Annotated in this window: 8 protein-coding genes; 1 reads left to right on the top strand and 7 read right to left on the bottom strand. The window is 60.4% G+C overall.

Translation table 11 applies throughout. The features are described 5' to 3' along the window. The 4 genes from GBC55_RS29455 to GBC55_RS29440 all read right to left on the bottom strand — a co-directional run. On the bottom strand, positions 1-545 hold a 545-nt coding region (locus tag GBC55_RS29455), incomplete at its 3' end, for an FAD-dependent oxidoreductase (RefSeq protein ID WP_247267068.1). 54 nt (positions 546-599) lie between these two features. After that, positions 600-1,331 carry an amino acid ABC transporter ATP-binding protein gene (locus tag GBC55_RS29450; protein ID WP_162441147.1) on the bottom strand — a complete coding sequence of 244 codons (732 nt, stop codon included), beginning with the start codon at positions 1,329-1,331 and terminating at the stop codon, positions 600-602. Continuing rightward, the gene (locus tag GBC55_RS29445) at positions 1,328-1,987 is read right to left on the bottom strand and encodes an amino acid ABC transporter permease (RefSeq protein ID WP_162441148.1); all 660 of its coding nucleotides are present in this window, start codon (positions 1,985-1,987) and stop codon (positions 1,328-1,330) included. Before GBC55_RS29445 ends, GBC55_RS29450 begins: the two co-directional genes overlap by 4 nt. A gap of 72 nt (positions 1,988-2,059) precedes the next feature. After that, positions 2,060-2,818, bottom strand: coding sequence for an ABC transporter substrate-binding protein (locus GBC55_RS29440; protein ID WP_162441149.1), 759 nt, complete (start codon positions 2,816-2,818; stop codon positions 2,060-2,062). 370 nt (positions 2,819-3,188) lie between these two features. On the opposite strand from GBC55_RS29440, the gene GBC55_RS29435 reads away from it, so the two are divergent. Beyond that, the gene (locus GBC55_RS29435; protein WP_162441150.1) at positions 3,189-4,007 is read left to right on the top strand and encodes an IclR family transcriptional regulator; all 819 of its coding nucleotides are present in this window, start codon (positions 3,189-3,191) and stop codon (positions 4,005-4,007) included. A gap of 89 nt (positions 4,008-4,096) precedes the next feature. Here the strand turns inward: GBC55_RS29435 and GBC55_RS29430 are convergent, their stop codons facing one another. The 3 genes from GBC55_RS29430 to GBC55_RS29420 all read right to left on the bottom strand — a co-directional run. After that, complete coding sequence (locus GBC55_RS29430) at positions 4,097-4,498, bottom strand: biopolymer transporter ExbD (RefSeq protein ID WP_162441151.1); 402 nt, start codon at positions 4,496-4,498, stop codon at positions 4,097-4,099. A 1-nt stretch (position 4,499) separates the two neighbouring features. After that, positions 4,500-5,225, bottom strand: coding sequence for a MotA/TolQ/ExbB proton channel family protein (locus GBC55_RS29425; protein WP_162441152.1), 726 nt, complete (start codon positions 5,223-5,225; stop codon positions 4,500-4,502). Positions 5,226-5,269: 44 nt separating this feature from the next. After that, positions 5,270-5,565, bottom strand: a 296-nt coding sequence (locus tag GBC55_RS29420) for an energy transducer TonB (protein ID WP_247267067.1), incomplete at its 5' end; no start/stop codon positions are given.

Raw genomic sequence — 5,565 nt, 5'->3', positions numbered from 1 at the left:
GCACGCCGCTCGAGCAGGCCGGCCGGCCAGAATGCCGATCCGGTCGCCTCGGCCATCGCGTCACAGTCAAGGTAAAGGGCGTCTCCGCCGTGATGGTTGATAGCCCGTGCCCGCGTCTGGAGATACCGCGCCGATGCTTCGGAGAATGCGCCCTGGATCCAGCCATCGCGGGTCGGCGAACAATCAATCTTGTGACGCTCGACAAGCTCGAACAGCTCATCAGCACTGCGATACCCAAACCGCATCATGCGCGTCGCGGTCTCGGCGCCAAACCGTTTGATCAGCGCCTGCGGTGTCGGTTTAAAGCCCGGCACCACTTGACCGCCGTTTCGACCGGAGGCCCGGTGGGCGATTTCGGACGCCTCGAACAGGGCGACGTGGACACCCGACTCAGCAAGATGGAGCGCGGCGGACAAGCCGGTGAAGCCGCCACCGATCACGGCGACATCGACGTTCAGGGGCCCGGTGATCGGAGGTGTGGTGCGACGTGCAGCAGTGGTCGCCGCCCACAGCGTGGACGTTGGGAAGTGCATATTCGCTGTCATGAAAAAGCCTATACGGGTCTGCAGGTACGGAGACGGCAAGTGCCGCGTTGCGGCTTAACTGGCGTGCGTGACTCGGCGCAGGAAATCGCGCATCCGTTCATTGCTCGGTGCAGTCAGCACCTCTCTGGACGGCCCTTGTTCGGCAATGCGTCCGCCATCGAGAAACAGCACGCGGTCGGAGACGTCGCGGGCGAAGCCCATCTCGTGGGTGACGATGATCATGGTCATGCCTTTCTCGGCCAGCCCGCGCATCACCGCCAACACCTCGCCGACCAGTTCCGGGTCAAGCGCCGAGGTCGGTTCGTCAAACAGGATGGCTTCGGGTTGCATGGCCAACGCGCGGGCAATGGCGACGCGCTGCTGCTGGCCCCCCGACAACTGATGAGGGAAGTGCTCGAATTTTTCCGCGAGGCCTACGCTGGCGAGCAGCTCGCGGCCCCGCTCGGTGGCCTCGCGGGGATCCTCGCCTTTCACATACACCGGACCTTCGATCACGTTCTCGAGCGCCGTGCGATGGGGGAACAGATTGAATCGCTGGAACACCATCCCGACACGTTGCCGCACCTGGCGAATGTCCGATCGCGCCGCGTCTACCCGCAGGCCTTCGACCGTCACGCTGCCGGCCTCATAGCGCTCAAGGCCATTGATGCAGCGCAGCAGCGTGGACTTGCCGGAGCCCGAAGGTCCGATCAGGCACACCACTTCGCCAGCGTTGATTTCAGCGTTGATACCGCTTAGCACATGGTGAGTGCCGAATGACTTGCTCAGGTTCTCGATCTTGATCATTTCTGGGTCCCCATGCGTTTTTCGAGACGGCCGATCGCAAACATCATTGGCAAGCTCATCGCGAGGTACATCAGCGCGACAAGGGTAAAGACCGTCGAACTCTGGAAGGTGGCGGCGGCGATCAGTTTGCTTTGCATCGACAGCTCGACCACGGTGATGACAGCGGTTTGGGAAGAGTCCTTGAGCATCATCACCACGTTGTTGCCATAGGGCGGCAACGCGATGCGCAACGCTTGCGGCAGCACCACCCGGCGCATCAATTTTGCGCGTGACATGCCAATCGACTGGGCGGCCTCGAACTGCCCGACATCCACGGCATCGATGCCGGCGCGAAACACTTCGGCCATGTACGAGGAATAGGCGATGCCCAGGCCCAGGGAACCGGCCTGAAACGCGGTCAGGCTGATGCCGATTTCCGGGATCACGAAGTACATGTAGAACAGCACCACGATGATCGGGATGCCTCGGATAACGTTGGTCAGCACGCGGCTGGCATGCGCAAGCGGCGCGATACCGCTCACCCGCAACAGGGCCCAGAACAAGCCAAGCACGGTAGCGATCACCAGCGCGGTAACGGTGATGTAGATGGTGGTCAGTGCGCCCTGCAACAGCATGGGCAGGTAGTCCACCGCATCAGTCAGGAAGGAATCGAACATCAGCAACCTCCGGAGCGTGTGCACGCGCCATCCCGGACTCAGGGACCGCGTGCGGGTTGGGAGAAAAAACGATCAGGAGGCGACGGCCCACTTCGCAAGAATGGTGCGCAATGTGCCGTCCTGGCGGAGCTTGTCGATGGCTGCGTTGAGCTTCGCGAGGGTCTCGCTGTCACCCTTCTTCACCGCCAACGCAATGTCGGTGGCGATGACCGATTTATAGGTGTCGACCAGACGCACCTTCGCGCCGACCTGGCGTACCTGATAAGCGACGACCGGACCGTCACCGAACGCAGCGTCCAGGCGACCGAGGGCAATGTCGCGAACCATGTCGGCCATCGTGTCGTAGAGCTTCACTTCCTTGAAGCCGCCCACCGCCGTGATCGGTTCGACATAAGACGTGCCGACCTGCACGCCGATGACCTTGCCCTTGAGGTCCGCAAAACTGAGGTAGGCCGTGGTGTCCTTGGCGGGGACGATCAAGCCCTCGCCATAGCTCACGACGATGCTGGAAAAGTCGACCACTTCGGCGCGGGCCGGCGTGCGGGCGAACGCGGAGGCAATGATCTGGATCTTGCCGGTTTGCAAGGCGGGGACGAGGGACGTAAACGGAATCGGCATGATTTCGGGGGTGAAGCCGACCTCTTTACCGACGGCATCGGCGATGTCGATCATCAGGCCTTTGAGCGTGTTGCTCTGCGGATCAAGGAAGTTGAACGGCACCGCGCTGGGTGTGGCGCCGACCTTCAGCACTGGCATTTCAGCGTGCGCGGTCGACAGCAAGGCAACGGTGGAAACGACGGCGACCAACGATTTTATTGTTTTGTGCAGCATGTGGAATCCCCTTGTGAACCGCCTCTGGTAGCGCGCGGACCGTGCCGACGAAGATCGGTCAGCACGGAATATCAAGCCTCTAGCCTTATCGCATAGCGATATGCATGTATTGCATGCAGATTCGATCCTGCATCAGCAACGCATTAGCGTCAATAGTCAAAAATGCGAGGGCTCAGGGAGATATCCACAACCCGTAGGTTTCATATGGAACCGCATATACGGGATGGAAGATCTTTATCGGAGAGGCTTCACGAAGGATTTAGCGGCGACTTGACTCACTTCTTCTATCGCTATACGGTCGCCTCTTATCGCGATGCAGTTTCTTTCCACTGACAATCGGACGGCGTTGTCGCCAAGCCACGGACCACCCATGAACCCTTCAGAATCGACGCTCTATGTGCAATCTCTCGCTACCGGAATCGCGGTGCTGGATGCCTTCGATCCGCAGCATGCGTCGATGAGTCTGCCGGAGATCGCCGTAGCTGCCGGCATCAGCCGTAGCGCTGCGCAGCGATTCGCCTTCACGCTGGAGGCCCTTGGCCTGTTGATCAAAGACCCGGTCAGCAAGCGCTATTCGTTATCGTCGCGCACCCTGGATGCAGGCTGTCACTACTTGCAGTCGCACTCGCTGCTGGACCGGGCCAACCCCTACCTCCTCGACCTGAATCGAAACGCGGGAGAAACGGTCAACCTCGCGGAGCCGGTGGGGACGGACATGATCTACATCGGCCGGTTTCCAAGCCCCACGCGCCTGTTGGTGCACATGCCGGTGGGGCGTCGCATTCCGATGTATTGCTCTTCTACCGGACGCGCCTATCTCTCGTCGTTGCCTGAAGAGCACGCCATCGAAATCCTGGAAAGTACCCAGCGAACTCGCTTTACGCCCAACACTGTTGTCGATCTGCAAGAACTGCTCGGCCGCCTGCAATTGGCGCGAGAGGAAGGTTACGCGTACTGCAATGAGGAATATTACCGAGGCGACCTTGCGCTGGCCGTACCGGTGTTCGACCTCAATCATCAGGTGGTCGCCAGCCTGCAGATGTCTTTGCCGGTGTCGAAGTGGACACTCAAGAAAGCGGTGTCGCGCTTCGTCCCGATGATGCAGGACACGGCACGATTGATCTCGACCACGCCACCCACCCAACGGCCGCTGAATTCATTCCTCGGCCCGAACATCGAACAGCCGTAACGACAACCCCACCATCCGCCACGTCTGACGAAGAAATAAAAAAAGGGCCGCACCCTGCCAAGGAGACGGCCCCGGAAAAACGACATTTTTTAACGCGCGGTAATCACCGACAACTTGGTAATGCCTGCTCGCTCGATCGACGCCATGGCTCGCGCCACTTCGCCATAATTCACTCCGTCGTCCGCCTGCAATTGCACGCGCACCTGCGGGTCCTTGGCCTTCGCCGACTTGAGGTTGAACTCCAGCAGGTCCGGCTGGATTTCATCCTTGTTGATAAACAGTTTCCCGGCCCCGTCGATGCTCACCACCAGCGGATCCTTCTGCTCGACCGGCGCCACGGCTTCGGTCTTGGGTAAATTGATCGGTATCGCATTGGTCAGCAGCGGTGCGGTGACGATGAACACCACCAGCAGCACTAGCATGACGTCCACCAGCGGTGTCACGTTTATCTCGCTCAGTACCTCGTCGCTGTCTTGCGTGGAGAAGGCCATATCAGGACGCCTCCTTCACTTTTTGCGCGCTGCCCGAGGCCGCGGTTTTATGCGCCGTCGGGTGAATCAGCACGCGGAACGAACTCTTCTGCGCCAGGCTGTAGAAGTCATGGGCGAAGTCATCCAAGTCCGCCGCCGTCAGTTTCAGACGACGCAAAAAGTAGTTGTAAACCAGCACTGCCGGCACCGCGACCGCGATCCCCACACCCGTGGCGACGAGTGCCGCCCCAATCGGTCCGGCGACCGTTTCCAGACTCGCCGAGCCTGCCGCGCTGATACCCTTCAACGCTTCCATGATTCCCCACACCGTGCCGAACAACCCAATGAACGGCGACGTACTGCCAATACTGGCGACCACTGCCAACCCGGTTTCCAGCGAACGGCGCTCCCGCACGATCTGCTGACGCAAGGCTCGCTCGAGGCGATCCTGATGATTGATCGCCTGGCTCAGATCCGCCGCGTGTGGCGCTTCACCGACCTGGATTGCCGCGTAGCCGGCTTGCGCCACCCGCGCCGCAGCGCCTGGCTGGGTTTCAGCCAATTCCGCCGCCGAATCAAGACTCGATGCAGCCCAAAACTTTTTATGAAACTTGCGATCCTGAGCTTTCAGACGGCCGAACTGCACGCCCTTGAGCAACGCCAGTCCCCAGGTCGCAACGGAAAAAACCACCAGCAGCCAGATCACCGCGCTTTCGATGGATTCAAGTGGAGATGCCAGTAACGTCATGGTGGATTCCTCGTGTAAACGTTTTGCGTGAAATAGGTTTCTGTTTAATGAATCTTGAAATCGATGGGCACGCTGACCCAGCCGTCCTGAGCGACATCACCCTGCTTGGCGGGCACAAAACTCCAGCGCTTCACCGCGCTCAGGGCGGCATCGTCAAGGGCCTCGCGACCGCTGCTTTTCTGAATCTGAATCTCGCCCGGCTTGCCGCTGGCGAGCACATGGACCCGTAACAACACCGTCCCTTCCCAACCGCGTCGCTGGGCCAGCGACGGGTATTGCGGCGCCGGGTTCTTCAAGTACCCGGCGTTGGCCGAGGCCGGCGTCACCGGAGCTGGCGCGG

The organism is Pseudomonas sp. TNT3, assembly GCF_010095445.2.
GTDB lineage: Bacteria > Pseudomonadota > Gammaproteobacteria > Pseudomonadales > Pseudomonadaceae > Aquipseudomonas.
Note: the sequence above shows the minus strand (reverse complement) of the source record. Positions and strands in the feature narration are given on the sequence as shown.

Coding starts and splice junctions, on each gene's coding strand:
- GBC55_RS29435 (WP_162441150.1), top strand. CDS start 3,189: ATGAACCCTTCAGAATCGACGCTCTATGTGCAATCTCTCGCTACCGGA.
- GBC55_RS29445 (WP_162441148.1), bottom strand. CDS start 1,987: ATGTTCGATTCCTTCCTGACTGATGCGGTGGACTACCTGCCCATGCTG.
- GBC55_RS29425 (WP_162441152.1), bottom strand. CDS start 5,225: ATGACGTTACTGGCATCTCCACTTGAATCCATCGAAAGCGCGGTGATC.
- GBC55_RS29440 (WP_162441149.1), bottom strand. CDS start 2,818: ATGCTGCACAAAACAATAAAATCGTTGGTCGCCGTCGTTTCCACCGTT.
- GBC55_RS29450 (WP_162441147.1), bottom strand. CDS start 1,331: ATGATCAAGATCGAGAACCTGAGCAAGTCATTCGGCACTCACCATGTG.
- GBC55_RS29430 (WP_162441151.1), bottom strand. CDS start 4,498: ATGGCCTTCTCCACGCAAGACAGCGACGAGGTACTGAGCGAGATAAAC.